This window comes from Amycolatopsis coloradensis, assembly GCF_037997115.1.
Classification (GTDB): Bacteria; Actinomycetota; Actinomycetes; order Mycobacteriales; family Pseudonocardiaceae; genus Amycolatopsis; species Amycolatopsis coloradensis_A.
Genome location: NZ_CP150484.1, coordinates 6,373,108 through 6,386,233, shown reverse-complemented (window position 1 = coordinate 6,386,233; position 13,126 = coordinate 6,373,108). Strand labels below are relative to the sequence as shown.

The following is a 13,126-nucleotide window of genomic DNA, read 5'->3' as shown; positions in this document are numbered from 1 at the left end:
CGGGCCGTGACCCGCGCTTACTCCTGTAGCGCTACCCGGTGCAGTCGGCGATAAACGACGCGGCGCAAAAGCCCAGGACGTCGCTACTGAGCGAAGCGTCTCTCCGGGGATTCGGGGCCCGGGTGGTCAGACGCCGGCGGCCGGGTATGGGCCGGACCGTGGCCGCGCGAACCAGGCGACGGTGCGTGGAAGTCCTTCCGTCAGCGGGATCTCCGGCTCCCAGCCGAGTTCCCGGCGGGCGCGGGAGATGTCCGGGCAGCGGCGGGCCGGATCGTCGACCGCCGCGTCGACATGCTCGATCCGCGACGCGCTGCCGGTGACGGCCAGAATCTCCTCCGCGATCCGTAACACGGTCAATTCGTGCGGATTGCCCAGGTTCACCGGGCCGGGCACGTCGGAGTCCGCCAGCGCGATCAGACCGCGGACCGTGTCGTCGACGTAGCAGAGGGAACGGGTCTGGTCGCCGCTGCCGGTCACGGTGAGCGGTTCGCCCGCCAGCGCCTGGCCGATGAACGTCGGGATCATGCGGCCGTCGTCGGGGCGCATACGCGGGCCGTAGGTGTTGAAGATCCGGGCTATGCCGGTGTTCGCGTCCCGTTCCCGGCGCATGGCCGAAGCGAGCGCTTCGGCGTACCGCTTGGCCTCGTCGTAGACGCTGCGCGGTCCGATCGGGTTCACGTGCCCCCAGTATTCCTCGCGCTGCGGGTGCTCCTGCGGATCGCCGTAGACCTCGCTCGTCGAGGCGAGGACGAACCGCGCGCCGTCGCGTTCGGCGATGTCCAGCGCCCGCTCGGTGCCGTGCGAGCCCGCGCGCAGCGTCTCGAGCGGAAGGCGGAAGTAGTCACGGGGCGAGGCGGCGGACGCGAGGTGGAAGACGACGTCGAACGGGCCCGGCGCGCTCATCGGCCCGGTGACGTCACGGGAGAGGAGCCGGAACCCCGGACGGTCGAGGAGATGCGCCACGTTGGCCATGACGGCCGTGGCGAAATTGTCCGCCGCGACGACCTCCGTGCCCGCGTCCAGCAGGCGTTCGCACAGATGCGAGCCGACGAAACCCGCGCCTCCGGTCACCAGCACTCTGTTCATGGCGACTGGCTACCCGCGGTGAGAGCGGCAAAAACCGTGTGAATCCGGAGATGCCGGGTAAGCATCGGATATGCGTGCATTGGTGATCGGCTGGGCGAGCTTCCGGCACGGCGAGGCGACGGCAGGAGACGTTCTCAGTATGCGCAGGGTCGACGAAGCGTTGTCGACCATGGGGCTCCCGCACGACCTGGCGTGGAGCCCGGTGTACCGGCCGGGCGACGTGAACTACGAAGAGGTGGATCCGGCACGGTACAGCCACGTGGTGTTCGTCTGCGGGCCCGCGCACGGCAGGCAGGTACGCGAAGTGCACCGCAGGTTCGCCCATTGTCATCGGATCGCCGTCGGGGTCTCGGTGATCGATCCGGAGGACGACACGGTCACGGGTTTCGATCAGATCTTCGCGCGGGACCACGACGGGGTCGGCACACCGGATCTCTCCCTCGGCGTGCCGACCGACACGGTGCTGGTGACGGGGGTGATCCTTGCGCCGGAACAACGGGAGTACGGCGACTCCGGCCGCCATACGGCGGTGCACGCCTCGGTGAAGGACTGGATCGCCGGGGTCGACTGCGCTCGAGTGCCGCTCGACACGCGGCTGGCGGCGTCGGAATGGGAACGCTGTGAGACACCGGACCAGTTCACGTCGATCCTGTCGCATCTGGACGTCGTGGTCACGACGCGGCTGCACGGGCTGGTGCTGAGTCTTCAGGCGGGAGTGCCCGCTCTGGCCATCGACCCGGTCGAGGGCGGTGGCAAGGTCACCGCACAGGCCGACGCGCTCGGCTGGCCCGCCCTCGTCCCGGCCGAGGAGGCGGGCAACCGGGACGTGCTCGACTCCTGGTGGCGCTGGTGCTCCTCGGTGCAGGGCCGGGCGGTCGCCGCGTTGCGCGCGCTGCCCGGTGACGACGGGCTCGTGCGGGACATGGTGAAGGCGCTCAAGACCCGGCCGGTGCGATGAGCGCGGCCGCGACGACGGTGGTGATCGCCACCCGCGATCGGGCGCCGGAACTGGAACGGACGTTGCGGCGGCTCACGGCGTTGCGGCCGCCTCCGCCGATCGTGGTGGTGGACAACGGCTCCTCCGACGGTACCGCGGCCATGGCCGCCGCGTTCCCGGGCGTGCGCGTCGTCCGGTTGCCGCGCAACATCGGCGTGTCCGCGCGGAATCTCGGGGTCGCCGTGGCGCGGACGCCTTATGTCGCCTTCAGTGACGACGATTCCTGGTGGGCCGAGGATGCGCTCGCCGAGGCCGAGCGCATCCTCGACGCTCACGACGACGTCGGCCTCGTCGCCGCGAAAACCCTGGTAGGGGAGGAAGAACGGGAGGACCCGGTCGTCTCGCTGATGGCCGCCAGCCCCCTTGGCAGACCTGATGGGCTTCCCGGACCGGCCGTGCTCGGGTTCCTCGCCTGCTCCGCGGTCGTCCGGCGGACCGCCTATCTGCAGGCCGCGGGTTTCCATCCGCTGCTGCATTTCGGTGCCGAGGAGCGGCTGCTGTCCTACGACCTGGCGGCGCGCGGCTGGTGGCTCTGCTACGCGGAGGACGTGCGGGCGCATCACCACCCGTCGCCGATGCGGCCGTCGCCGTCGTGGCGTGAGCGCGCAGAACTCCGCAACCGGATGCTGATCACGGTGATGAGACGGCCCGTGCGCCGATGTCTAGCCGAAGGATTTCGTGCGCTGGCCAGGGTTCTCCGGGAACCACACGTGCTCGGCGCGCTCGCCGGAGTGCTCCGGCGGCTGCCCCGCGCGCTCGCCGACCGGCAACGGCTGCCCGCTTCGGTGGAGCGCCGCATCCGCGTTCTGGAACACGCCCATGGAGGATGAAATGACGGACCGGATCACGGTCGTGGTGATCACGCACAACCGGCGCGCGCAACTGCTGGGGACCCTCGACTCGATGACCGCGCTGCCCGACGCGGCGCCGATCGTGGTGGTGGACAACGCTTCCGGCGACGGCTCGGCGGACGCCGTCGAAGAACGGTTCCCGTCGATCCGGGTGATCCGCTCGCCGCGGAACCTCGGCGCCGTCGCGCGCAATCTCGCCGTCCGCGAGGTGGAGACGCCGTATATCGCGTTCTGCGACGACGACACCCGGTGGCAGCCGGGGTCTCTGCGGCGCGCCGTCGAGCACCTCGATGCCTACCCCGGACTCGGTGTGGTGACCGGGCGGTGCCTGGTGGAGCCGGCGCTGACCGAGGACCCGATCACCCCGGAACTGCGACACTCCCCGGTCCCCGGCCCGGGCTGGCTGCCCGGGCCCGCGCTGCTGGGCGTCATGGCGGGCCTCTCGGCCGTCCGCGTCCGCGCCTTCCACGACGTCGGCGGCTTCTCCGACCGCATGTGGCTCGGGGGAGAGGAAGAGCTGTTCGCCCTCGACCTCGCGGCCAAGGGCTGGTGGATGTGCTGGGACGAGGAGATGGTGATCCACCACGCCCCCTCGGCCGTCCGCGATCCGCGGCGGCGACGGCAGCTCGGCATCCGGAACACGCTGTGGACGCTGTGGCTGCGGCGTCCGCTCGGCAGCATCGTGCGCCGGATGGCCGCGGTGCTGCGTTCTGCGCCCTTCGACCGGGCCACGTTCGCGGCGGTGGCGGAAGCGGTGCGGGGGATCCCTTGGGTGCTGCGGGAGCGGGCGGTGGTTCCGGCCGGAGTGGAGCGCGGGCTGGTGCTGCTGGAGGAGTCGCAGCGGAACTCGGTCGCGCGACGGTATGTGGGGTGAGCCGGTTCGCTTCGCCGGTGTTGCGGTGTCGATCTCGGCCGCGGCTGAGATCGACCCGGTCTTCGTCGATGCCGACGCCCGGCGCGAAGAACCGGGTGACGAAGTCGATCCCCTCCACATCANCGGGGACGTTCCTCTTCGAATCGGCGGAGAACCTCTCCGTCAGTGTTGTGAAAGCGGCTTCCGCACCGTTGGCGGGGGTCGCGACATGAGTGCCGCGCCCAGGCTCGAGGGCGCGCATTCGGCACTGATCACAGATGAGAATGACTCAGCGCACCGCAAATGACCTGCTGAGTGACTTAGCGTGACAGGTGTGTTGCGAAAGTGGCTTTCGCGCCACCAGCGATGGTGAGCCCTGCCGCGAAAGCCACTTTCGGGACATGCGCGCCGCACGCGACCCACCTGCAGCGGGTCAGGAAGGCGAAGCGGCAGCCGCCGCCACTTCCGTCTCCTCGCTCACAACGCGCCCATAAGCGCGCAAGGTGTCCGCGGCCACCCGGTCCCACGAGTACCGTGCCCGCACCCGGTCGGTCCCGGCGATCCCGAACGACTCGCGCGCCGAAGAGTCACCGAGGAGCCGTCGCAACGCTCCCGCCAAGTCCTTCGGGCTGCGAGGCGGGACCAGCAGGCCCGTGACGCCGTCGACGACGGTGTCGGTCAGCCCGCCGACGGCGGTCGCCACGACCGGGACACCGCAAGCCATCGCCTCCAGCGGCACGATGCCGAACGGTTCGTACCAAGGTGTGCAGACCACCGCGTCGGCGGAACGCAGGAGCGCGGGCATGTTCTCGCGGGACACCAGCCCCGGCATGTGCACGCGGTCGGCGACGCCGGCCCGATCGGCGATCGCCTGGAGCCGCCGCACTTCCGGAGCCTCGGCGAGCGCGCCTGAGTCCGGGCCGCCCGCGATGACCAGTTCCGTGTCCGGGAGCGAGGGCAGCGCGGCGATGGCGAGGTCGAAACCCTTGCGCGGCACCAGCCTGCCGACGCTGACGATCCGCTGCCTAGCCGTGCGGGGAGCGCACTCGCCGTCCGGGGTGAACTCGGTCAAGTCCACTCCACAGGGGACGACCGAGGCGCGTGAGCGCGGCAGGCCCAACCGCACGAGTTCGAAGACCTCGTCCGAGCAGGTCGCGATCACCCGGTCGGCCTGTTTGGCGATCATCCGTTCGAGCCGGCTCCGGTCGGGCGGGCTCGTGTCCTTTTTGCCTTGATAGCGCCGTTTCACCACGCCCAGCGCGTGAAAGGTCTGGGTCACCGGGATACCGAGATCCTTCGCCGCGAGAATCGAAGCCAGGCCGGACATCCAGAAATGCGCGTGGACGACGTCCGGCCGGTCCTTGGCCCAGCGGGAGCGCAGCACCCGGCCGAACTCTCCCATATGCGGCAGCAGTTCGTCCTTCGGCAGCTTCCTCGCCGGGCCCGCCGGGACGTGGACGACGCGGTAGCCGTCCGGCGTCTCGACCGTCGCGGCGACACGCCGGTTCTCACGGCGCGTGTAGACGGTGACGTCGTGGCCCTGCCTGCTCAGCGCGGCGGAGAGTTCGGCGACGTGGACGTTCTGGCCCCCGGCGTCGGCTCCGCCGAGCGCGGCGAGCGGGCTGGCGTGTTCGGAAACCATCGCGATCCTCATCGGGCTCCTTCCCGCCGCGGTCGGCGTGGTCAAGCGGTCACCTCGGTCAGCAGGGCGTCCCAGCGTTCGAGGAACGCGTCGAGCCCGTAGTGGCTCAACGCGAACTCGCGCGCGGATTTCCCTGCCAGTGCGGCGAAATCTGGTTCATGGATCAATTCGCGGTAGGCCCTCGCCAGCACTTCGACATCCGTCGAGACGGCGCCTGCGTCGGGCGGGACCGCGAGAACGGCTTCGGTGGTCGCCAGTGCGACGACCGGCATGCCGAGGTGCATCGCTTCGAGCAACGAGAGCCCCAGCGACGTCCACCGGGCGGTGTGCAGGTAGACGCGGCGCCGGGCGACCTCGGCGTGCAGTTCGCGGCTGCGCAGGTCGCCGCCTGGACGGAGCGCGGGGTGACGGCCTTCGAGATCTTCGCTGCCGATCCCGTACACGTCGACCGGCGCGATCTCCGCGAAAGCGGGCAGCAGATCGGTTCCGGTGATCCGCCCACGCCTCGCCGGTTCGTTGATCAGGGCCGCGCCGTGGGGGAGTTCCCCGGTGTAGCGCTCACCCGGGTCGGGGATCCCGTGCGGGACGACCACCGTGGGTGCGAGACCGGAGTCCCACATCAGTTCGTTGAAGTGGGTCACGTGGACCAGCGGGATGTCGTCCCGCTCGGCCAGTGGGTGCCGGGTGGTGGCCGCGTGTTCCCGGGGCGTGTTGTGCTCGACGTAGACGGCGGGCACATCCTTGCCGGGGCGGCGGCGCAGCCACCGCGCCGCCAGCTGGATCTCCTCGGGCCGCTGGAGAACGACGACATCGACGTCGAGGTCTTTCAGCTCGTCGACCGGGATCTCCTCGGCGGAGGGCCAGTCACGGCCGCTGAGGCCGCGTCCCCAAGGCCCGCCCTCGGCGAGCAGCGGCAGGTGGTAACGATGGCCGCCCTGCACGAAGGATTGGGTCCAGGACCCGTGGACGTGCCACAGGAGGATCCGGAGCGGGGCCTTTTTCGTCATACCCGCCAGGTTGCCGGTTGTGGACGGACTAAACGTTTTCCCTTGCCTTACTTTGCTTGCGCTGGGAAACACGCGTGGCGGCGATGCCCACCGCGAGTGCCGCGAGCGAGGTCAGCGCGTGGAGGGTGTTGTCGGCCCAGCTGAAGTTGACGGCGTCACCGGACGTGTCGGTGCCCGCCGAGAGCACCCCGAACGCGGTCAAACCCGCGAAGGCCACGAAAGCCAGCCAGCAGTAGGCCGGGATCGCGGACGGCTTGAGCACCGCGACCAGGCCGAGCACGCCGAGTACGGTGCGGATGACGTCCAGCATCCCGGTCGCGCTGAAGATCCACAGTGTGTTCTCGCCCGCCTGGTTCGCTTCGGGAAGGAAGAAGAAGCCGAGCACCCCCAAGACGAGATGGACCAGTGCGATGATCAGCACCGCCGGTCGCAGAAGAAAGCCTGTCGTACGCAGATTCATCGGAAACGCCTCCGTTTCGCCAGAAGACCCGCCGGGTACCCCGTGGAGACGCCGTGAAACTCCCCCGGGCCGGGCGAGCCGGGGGAGTTCCGCACCGGCTCAGCCGGATTGCGGGTCGGTGTCGTCGTGGGGATCACCGGATGACGTGCCCTGCTCCCCTCGGACCTCCTCGCGTTCTTCCTCGTCCCGTTTCTCGCCGGTGTCGGCCTTTTTCTCCATCGGGGCCTCCTTCGGTCCTTTACCTGCGGCTACCCCGTTCCGAGCGCGTCCAACCCTCGCGTCGCAGGCCATTGTGGACGTTTGGCACCGTACGTCCGGGGTAGCCGGGAGCAACATCGGCGAACCCGGAGGGGACATGACCGCGATCTCCAACGCAGCAGCGATTCCACTTGCCCCGGCGCGGCCACGGCTGCTGCGACCCCCGGGGGTGTACCGCCCGCAACACGACACCTGGATGCTGGCGAGCGCGTTGAGCACGTCAGGAATGCCCGCCGGGGCGAGAGTTCTCGACCTCTGTACCGGGACCGGCGCTCTCGCGCTGGCGGCCGCGGCGCACGGCGCGGGGTCCGTGACCGCGGTGGACATCTCCCGGCGGGCGCTGGCCGCGGTCTGGGTCAATGCGCGGCTGCGCCGGCTCCCGGTCCGGCCGCGTCGGGGCGGCCTGGCCGAAGCGGCGCGCGGTGGGCCGTTCGACGTCGTGCTGGCGAACCCGCCGTATGTCCCGTCTCCGGTGCCCGCGGCCGGGGCCGCGCGGGCGTGGGACGCCGGGCCGGACGGCCGGATCGTGCTCGACCAGGTGTGCGCCGGGGCGTCGTCCCTGGTGGCGCCGGGCGGTTACCTGATGATGGTCCATTCCGCGGTCGCCGGACCCGACAAGTCGCTGGAGCAGCTGCGGGCGGCGGGAATGACGCCTTCGGTGGTCGCCACCCGGTCGATCCCCTTCGGGCCCGTCATGCGGGCACGGGCGGCCTTCCTCGAAGCGGCGGGCCTGATCGGCGCCGAGCAGCGGCACGAGGAACTGGTGGTGATCCGTGCCGACCGGCCGTGAGACCAGGGTCCGGATCGAACCCGGCGGGCCCCTCCTGGTGGAGGGGCCGGTCGAGATCGTCACCGAAGACGGCGAGACCGTGACCTCGGATCGCTTTGTGGTCGCCCTCTGCGCCTGCCGCCGCAGCAAACGCTACCCGTTCTGCGACACCAGCCACCGCCGCCGTTCACGGCAAGGGGTGCAGCGGCCTCAGGAGTGAGCTCTCCCCGGCTGACCATGTGTCGAGCAGGTGCCTGGTCAGCCGGCCCTCCAGGAGATCGGTGGCCTGGATGCCGAGCGCGATGTCCGCCGCCAGTTCCGGTGCCCGGTCGAGCAGGTCGCCGACGACGTCGTGCCGCAGCACCTGTTCGTGCACCGCGTCGGCCTCGATGTGCTCGGTGTAGAAGTACCGGCATTCGGCGGGCCCGCCGAGGCGTTCGAGCGCCTGGTCCATGCGCCTGGCGGCGGGCGCGGTGGTGATCTCGGCGGCGGCGAAGTGCCCGACGAGCGCACCGCGCAGGCTTCGGTGCAGGCCGAACAGCGACATCATGTTCACCGTCGCGAGCATCTGGGCCGGGACGTGGTCGAGGTAGGCGAGGTACCCGGAGGACAGGCCCGCCGCGGTCAGCAGATCCGCGAACAGGCGGGAATGCGCCTGCTCGGCCCGCCCGCCGCCGAACTCGTCGAACTCCACCGCGACCAGCGCCGCCTTGGCCCTGCCCCGCAGCCGGGGAATCACCCAGGCGTGGGGGTCCGCCTCTTTGAGGTGGTAGATCGACCGATGCGCGAAGTACTCCTCGACGTGCCACCATTCGCCCTCGTCACGCAGGAAGTGCGAAACGCCGCCGCCGTCGACCGGTTCGACGAGCACCTCGTCCAGCAGCCCGCCGACGTCGTCTCCGCCGGGTACGGCGGCGCGGAGCCCGTCGAGGAACGCGTGCTCCAGAACGGACCGGAAGCCCAGCAGGCGGGAGTCCCATTCCCATTCGGAGTCGACACCGTCGAAGCCCTGATAGTGCAGCTCGTAGCAGACGTGCAGGGCCAATTGCAGGTCCTCGCCGAACGGGTCGGCGGCGGTCGCCGCCTCGAGGTCGAAGTCGTCACGGCGTCCACCCGCCAGGGTGTCCACCACGGCGGCCGAGAGCGGGCCGCGGATCTCGGGCAGCCTCGCGGCCACCTCACGGTCGATCGTCGTCATGCCCGGGAGTACCCGATCTAGGCGTGCGGAACCGTCTCTTCGGTGAGCATCCGCAAGACCGCGACCTCTCCGTCGGCGGCGGCCCGGCGCTGCCGTTCGGCGCCCGTGCCCTCCCGCTCCAGTTGCCCGAGCAGGGTACGGACGAGTTCCGCGTCGCCGGTGTCCTCCAGCGCCTGCTTGGTATGCGCCAGCAGCGCGGCGACCCGGTCGCCCACGGGGACCGGCTTACCCGCCACCGGGTCGACGGCCGGCCCTGAAAGACCATGACGCGCGGCCGCCCACACCGCGGCGGCGGCGATCTGCGGATCCAGCGGCGCGGCCTCCACCCCGTGGTCCAGCTCGGTGAGAGCGGTGCGCACCAGCGCCCGGGTCAGCAGCCCCTGCAAGACGGCCTCGTCCACGGTGGACGCGGTGTCGGCGGCGCGGACCTCGACCGTCGGCCACCGCGCGGACGGCCTCGCGAGCCAGAAGGTCTGGCTCTCGTCCACCAGGACACCGCAGTCCACCAGCCGTCCGACCTGCTCCTCGTAGGCGGCGGCGTCCACGAAGTACGGCGCGACGCCGGAACCGGGGAACCGGCTCTGCTCGACCATCCGCCAGCTCTCGTAACCGGTGTCGCGGCCGTCCTCGAAGGGCGAGTTGCCCGACAGCGCCAGCAACGTGGGCAGCCATTCACCCAGGTGGTTGACGACGGCGACCGCGGTCTCCCGGTCGGGCACGCCGACGTGCACGTGACATCCACAGGCCTCGTACGCCTTGACCACGCCCGCGTACAGCGCGTCGACCTTGCCGAACCGGTCGTCGGCACCGTAGTCGCGCTCGGGTGAGGGACGCGGGGGAGTGCCGGCGGCGATGATGGCGCAATCCTCGCCCGCGGCCGCTTCGGCGAGCGTGCGGCGCCCGGCGGTCAGGTGCTCGTACAGCTCGTCGGCGGTTTCGCAGACACCCGTGGCGGCCTCGATCTGGGTCGGCCGCAGCTCGCGGTGGACCGCGGCGCCATCCGGCAGCGGACAGCAGATCCGGTGCCGTTCGAGCACCGCCTCGGCCCGGGGACAGCTCACCCCGGTCCTGGGATCGACCAGCAGGAACTCCTCTTCGATACCGATTCCGGTCATCACCGCTCCCGCTTCTTCGGCAGCGCGCGCACGGCCGGCCCCTGGATCACCGACCCGTCCAGACCGAACCGCGAACCGTGGCAAGGGCAGTCCCAGGTCTTCTCCGCGTTGTTGAACGCGACGAGACAGCCCAGATGGGTGCAATGAGCGCCGACCGCGTGCAGCTCGCCGCCCGGATCGCGGTAGGCGGCGACGAGTTCGCCGCCGTCACGGGTCACCTTCGCCTCACCGGGCAGGATTTCGTCCACGGAGGCGGGTTTGCGCAGCGCGCTGAGATGGTCGCCGACCAGGAACTTCGCCACGGTGGCGTTGTTCTCCACGGACGAGATCGCGGACCGGAGGTCGAAGCGGTTCGGGTCGTACAGAGCCGCGGACGGGTTTTCGCGTCCGGTGAGGAGATCCGCGAGCAGCAGCCCGGCCGCGGTGCCGCCGGTCATACCCCACTGGCCGAACCCGGTGGCGACCCAGAGATGGCGGCTCGCCGGGTGATAACGCCCGACGTACGGCACAGAGTCCAAAGTGGACAGGTCATGAGCGGACCACCGGTGGGTGACCCGGTGCACGGCCGCGTGCTCGCTCGCCCAGCTCGCCAGCCGTTCGTAGCGGCTTTCGACGTCGACGGAGTCGCCGACATGGTAGTGCTCGCCGCCGACGACCGCGTACGGGACACCGTCCTTGAGGTAGCCCCGCACGGAGTGGTGAGAGTCGGCGTCGAGGTACATCCCTTCCGGCGGCCGGTTGCCTTCGACCGGCCCGGCGACCACCAGATCGCGGACCGGGTCGAGCCGGGCGAAGAACAGGCCGCGGTCGAACACGGGGTAATGGGTCGTCACCACGACCTCGCCCGCCCGCACGTCGCCGGAACTGGTGCGCACCGTGGTGCCGCCGAGCTCGTCGACGCCTTCCGCGCGAACACCCTCGATGATCGTCCCTCCCGCGCGCTCGATCTCGCCTGCCAGGGCGAGCAACCATTGGCGCGGGTGGAAATGCGCCTGCGACGAGAACTTCACCGCGCCGAGGGCGGGTACGTCGAGATCGACGTCGGTGACATAGGAGGCCGGGAGACCGGCCTCGGCGGCCGCTTCCGCCTCACGTTCGAGGCTTTCGACGGTTCCGGGGTGAGTCGTGTAGACGAAACTGTCGGCGCGGGTGAACCCGCAGTCGATGCCGAGTTCGGCCGTGGCCGCGGCGATCCAGTCCAACGCGGCCGCCTGCGTGTACGCGTACGTCGCGGCGGCTTCGGAGCCCTTGGTCTTGGCCAGCGTGGCGTACTTGAGCCCGTGCTGGGTGCTGATCTTCGCCGTGGTGTGGCCGGAAACCCCCGCCGCGAGACGGCCGGCCTCCAGCACCAGGACCGCCCGCCCGGCCCTGGCCAGCCGGTACGCCGTCGTGAGTCCGGCGATACCGCCGCCGAGCACGGCGACGTCGACCTCCGACGGCAACGGCGTTCCGGTGCGGTCGGGAGCGGGAGCGGTGTCGAGCCACAGTGAACGCGTTCCGGGCAACTCCGTCATAGCGCCCGGTTTCCCGGGCGACGACCGGGGCAAACCAGGGTTTTCCGGGTCTTCGGAGCGGGTAGCACTGCCTTATGACCACATCCTCCAGGCCCCCAGAGGAAAAGAACATCTTCGTCATCGGCCTCGACGACAGCAACGAAGAGGTGCTGAGACGAATCCCCGGTGCCGACCGGTATCGCTTCCATGCCTTGCTGTCGCCCGAGGAACTCCAGCACGGCGAGATCCCGATCGTGGAACTCGTGGAGAAGGCGGTGGCGCAGTTGGACACCTTCGACGACTCTATCGACGCGATCGTCAGCTACTGGGATTTCCCGTCTTCGACGATGGTGGCCATGTTGTGCGAAAAGTACGGCCTTCCCGGTGTTTCGCTCGAGGCCGTGCTGAAGTGCGAGCACAAGTACTGGAGCCGCCTCGAACAGTCGAAGGTGATCGACGAGGTGCCGGCGTTCGGCATCGTCGACCTGGACGAGGACGATCCCCGGCCGCCGGAGGGCGTCGACTACCCCATGTGGCTCAAGCCGGTGAAGTCGTTCTCGTCGGAGCTGGCCTTCCACGTCGCCGACGAGGACGAGTTCGACAAGGCGGTCGCCGAGATCCGGGCGGGTGTCGACCGGGTCGGCAAACCCTTCGAGCGTGTGCTCGCCACGGTCGACCTCCCCGCCGAGGTGGCCGACGCCGGGGGAGCGGCCTGCCTCGCGGAAGGCGAGCTCAACGGCGTGCAGGCCGCGACCGAAGGCTATGTCTACAAAGGACAGGTCACGGTCTACGGTGTCCTCGATTCGATCAACTACCCCGATACCGCCTCGTTCCAGCGGCATCAGTACCCGTCGCAGCTGCCCGAGGACGCCGTCGAGCGGATGAAGGAGATCTCCGTCCGCGTGATGGAGCAGATCGGCTTCGACAACGCCACGTTCAGCATCGAGTTCTTCTGCCACCCCGAATCCGGGCAGGCCTGCCTGCTGGAGATCAATCCGCGGCATTCGCAGTCCCACGCGGAGCTGTTCGAATACGTCGACGGGGTGGCGAACCACCAGATCATGGTCCAGCTGGGCCTCGGCCAGGATCCCCGGACGCGGCGGAACCGGGGCGACTACCGGATCGCGGGCAAGTGGTACTACCGCCGCTTCCGCGACGGGCTGGTCACCCGGGTGCCCACCCGCGGCGAGATCGCGGACCTGGAGGCGGAGATCCCCGGGGTGAAGATCGAGCCGGTGGCCGAAAAGGGAATCCGGCTCTCCGACCTGCCCGAACAGGACAGCTACAGCTACGAGCTCGCGCATGTCTTCGTGGCGGCGCAGACCGAACGGGAGATGGAGAGCAAGTACCGCCGGTGCGTCGAGGCGCTGCGGTTCGACTTCGAGGAGGGATAGCCC

General features: G+C 70.0%; 13 protein-coding genes. 6 read left to right on the top strand and 7 right to left on the bottom strand.

What is annotated here, in order from left to right:
• Positions 1 to 126 precede the first annotated feature (126 nt).
• Positions 127 to 1,086 (bottom strand): NAD-dependent epimerase/dehydratase family protein, encoded by a 960-nt coding sequence (locus LCL61_RS29890; RefSeq protein ID WP_340682851.1) that lies wholly within the window; start codon positions 1,084 to 1,086, stop codon positions 127 to 129.
• Between the two features lie 70 nt (positions 1,087 to 1,156).
• Between LCL61_RS29890 and LCL61_RS29885 the strand changes: the two genes are divergently transcribed.
• The 3 genes from LCL61_RS29885 to LCL61_RS29875 are packed head-to-tail and all read left to right on the top strand — an operon-like array spanning position 1,157 to position 3,808.
• The gene (locus LCL61_RS29885; RefSeq protein WP_340682850.1) at positions 1,157 to 2,044 is read left to right on the top strand and encodes a polysaccharide pyruvyl transferase family protein; all 888 of its coding nucleotides are present in this window, start codon (positions 1,157 to 1,159) and stop codon (positions 2,042 to 2,044) included.
• Complete coding sequence (locus tag LCL61_RS29880) at positions 2,041 to 2,913, top strand: glycosyltransferase family 2 protein (RefSeq protein WP_340682849.1); 873 nt, start codon at positions 2,041 to 2,043, stop codon at positions 2,911 to 2,913. Before LCL61_RS29885 ends, LCL61_RS29880 begins: the two co-directional genes overlap by 4 nt.
• A gap of 1 nt (position 2,914) precedes the next feature.
• Entirely contained in the window at positions 2,915 to 3,808 is an 894-nt protein-coding gene (locus LCL61_RS29875; protein WP_340682848.1) for a glycosyltransferase family 2 protein, read from the top strand.
• A 412-nt stretch (positions 3,809 to 4,220) separates the two neighbouring features.
• On the opposite strand, the gene LCL61_RS29870 is transcribed toward LCL61_RS29875, so the two are convergent.
• Genes LCL61_RS29870 through LCL61_RS29860 form a run of 3 tightly spaced genes read right to left on the bottom strand, consistent with a single transcriptional unit; the run spans position 4,221 to position 6,896 of the window.
• Positions 4,221 to 5,441 carry a glycosyltransferase gene (locus tag LCL61_RS29870; RefSeq protein ID WP_340682847.1) on the bottom strand — a complete coding sequence of 407 codons (1,221 nt, stop codon included), beginning with the start codon at positions 5,439 to 5,441 and terminating at the stop codon, positions 4,221 to 4,223.
• A gap of 29 nt (positions 5,442 to 5,470) precedes the next feature.
• Positions 5,471 to 6,436, bottom strand: a complete 966-nt coding sequence (locus LCL61_RS29865; RefSeq protein WP_340682846.1) for a glycosyltransferase — start codon at positions 6,434 to 6,436, stop codon at positions 5,471 to 5,473.
• A gap of 28 nt (positions 6,437 to 6,464) precedes the next feature.
• Positions 6,465 to 6,896, bottom strand: a complete 432-nt coding sequence (locus LCL61_RS29860; protein WP_340682845.1) for a DUF4383 domain-containing protein — start codon at positions 6,894 to 6,896, stop codon at positions 6,465 to 6,467.
• A gap of 355 nt (positions 6,897 to 7,251) precedes the next feature.
• Here LCL61_RS29860 and LCL61_RS29855 point away from each other — a divergent pair, with 355 nt between their 5' ends.
• The gene (locus tag LCL61_RS29855; protein WP_340682844.1) at positions 7,252 to 7,944 is read left to right on the top strand and encodes a methyltransferase; all 693 of its coding nucleotides are present in this window, start codon (positions 7,252 to 7,254) and stop codon (positions 7,942 to 7,944) included.
• On the top strand, positions 7,928 to 8,143 hold the full coding sequence (locus LCL61_RS29850) for a CDGSH iron-sulfur domain-containing protein (protein WP_034322975.1): 216 nt from the start codon (positions 7,928 to 7,930) through the stop codon (positions 8,141 to 8,143). The genes LCL61_RS29855 and LCL61_RS29850 overlap by 17 nt, the downstream gene beginning before the upstream one ends.
• Here the strand turns inward: LCL61_RS29850 and LCL61_RS29845 are convergent.
• Genes LCL61_RS29845 through LCL61_RS29835 form a run of 3 tightly spaced genes read right to left on the bottom strand, consistent with a single transcriptional unit; the run spans position 8,111 to position 11,750 of the window.
• The gene (locus LCL61_RS29845) at positions 8,111 to 9,121 is read right to left on the bottom strand and encodes an iron-containing redox enzyme family protein (RefSeq protein WP_340682843.1); all 1,011 of its coding nucleotides are present in this window, start codon (positions 9,119 to 9,121) and stop codon (positions 8,111 to 8,113) included. The two genes, LCL61_RS29850 and LCL61_RS29845, sit on opposite strands and share 33 nt — an antisense overlap.
• Before the next feature lie 17 nt (positions 9,122 to 9,138).
• Complete coding sequence (locus LCL61_RS29840) at positions 9,139 to 10,236, bottom strand: glutamate--cysteine ligase (RefSeq protein ID WP_340682842.1); 1,098 nt, start codon at positions 10,234 to 10,236, stop codon at positions 9,139 to 9,141.
• Complete coding sequence (locus LCL61_RS29835; RefSeq protein ID WP_340682841.1) at positions 10,236 to 11,750, bottom strand: FAD-dependent oxidoreductase; 1,515 nt, start codon at positions 11,748 to 11,750, stop codon at positions 10,236 to 10,238. The genes LCL61_RS29840 and LCL61_RS29835 overlap by 1 nt, the downstream gene beginning before the upstream one ends.
• 74 nt (positions 11,751 to 11,824) lie before the next feature.
• On the opposite strand from LCL61_RS29835, the gene LCL61_RS29830 reads away from it, so the two are divergent.
• Positions 11,825 to 13,123, top strand: a complete 1,299-nt coding sequence (locus LCL61_RS29830) for an ATP-grasp domain-containing protein (RefSeq protein ID WP_340682840.1) — start codon at positions 11,825 to 11,827, stop codon at positions 13,121 to 13,123.
• Positions 13,124 to 13,126 lie beyond the last annotated feature (3 nt).

Bases quoted from the DNA above. Each gene is read 5' to 3' on its own strand.
- LCL61_RS29830 (WP_340682840.1), top strand. From the start codon at position 11,825: ATGACCACATCCTCCAGGCCCCCAGAGGAAAAGAACATCTTCGTCATC.
- LCL61_RS29840 (WP_340682842.1), bottom strand. From the start codon at position 10,236: ATGACCGGAATCGGTATCGAAGAGGAGTTCCTGCTGGTCGATCCCAGG.
- LCL61_RS29835 (WP_340682841.1), bottom strand. From the start codon at position 11,750: ATGACGGAGTTGCCCGGAACGCGTTCACTGTGGCTCGACACCGCTCCC.
- LCL61_RS29885 (WP_340682850.1), top strand. From the start codon at position 1,157: ATGCGTGCATTGGTGATCGGCTGGGCGAGCTTCCGGCACGGCGAGGCG.
- LCL61_RS29855 (WP_340682844.1), top strand. From the start codon at position 7,252: ATGACCGCGATCTCCAACGCAGCAGCGATTCCACTTGCCCCGGCGCGG.
- LCL61_RS29865 (WP_340682846.1), bottom strand. From the start codon at position 6,436: ATGACGAAAAAGGCCCCGCTCCGGATCCTCCTGTGGCACGTCCACGGG.
- LCL61_RS29845 (WP_340682843.1), bottom strand. From the start codon at position 9,121: ATGACGACGATCGACCGTGAGGTGGCCGCGAGGCTGCCCGAGATCCGC.
- LCL61_RS29875 (WP_340682848.1), top strand. From the start codon at position 2,915: ATGACGGACCGGATCACGGTCGTGGTGATCACGCACAACCGGCGCGCG.
- LCL61_RS29870 (WP_340682847.1), bottom strand. From the start codon at position 5,441: ATGAGGATCGCGATGGTTTCCGAACACGCCAGCCCGCTCGCCGCGCTC.
- LCL61_RS29860 (WP_340682845.1), bottom strand. From the start codon at position 6,896: ATGAATCTGCGTACGACAGGCTTTCTTCTGCGACCGGCGGTGCTGATC.
- LCL61_RS29890 (WP_340682851.1), bottom strand. From the start codon at position 1,086: ATGAACAGAGTGCTGGTGACCGGAGGCGCGGGTTTCGTCGGCTCGCAT.
- LCL61_RS29880 (WP_340682849.1), top strand. From the start codon at position 2,041: ATGAGCGCGGCCGCGACGACGGTGGTGATCGCCACCCGCGATCGGGCG.